The sequence below is a fragment of the Frigoribacterium sp. CFBP9030 genome, from assembly GCF_034045195.1.
GTDB lineage: Bacteria > Actinomycetota > Actinomycetes > Actinomycetales > Microbacteriaceae > Frigoribacterium.
Genome location: NZ_JAXCWG010000036.1, coordinates 1 through 255, shown reverse-complemented (window position 1 = coordinate 255; position 255 = coordinate 1). Strand labels below are relative to the sequence as shown.

Below are 255 nucleotides of genomic sequence, written 5' to 3'. Positions count from 1 at the left end.
ACCCTTCTCCTACCAGCCTGCCTACCTCTGGTTGCATAAAAAGCCATTCTACAATACTTCGTGTAATGAGCGATGGAAATTTCTTTTGCTTATCTGTTGGAGCTATGAATAAATGGGTGCCATAATCTGAAGGCAAAACGTCGTAATAATCGCCCAGCATATCGCTCGTAGCCCAATAAACTTCGAAATTGAAGGTTGCTTCTCCATTCACTTCGCCGATGTAGCTGTGAGAAATTCCTTCTGCCAATAGCGTTC

1 protein-coding gene is annotated in these 255 nt (G+C 43.5%); it reads right to left on the bottom strand.

Going from position 1 to position 255, the window contains the following annotated elements:
- On the bottom strand, positions 1–255 hold a 255-nt coding region (locus SOM13_RS15350), incomplete at both ends, for a GNAT family N-acetyltransferase (protein WP_320480215.1).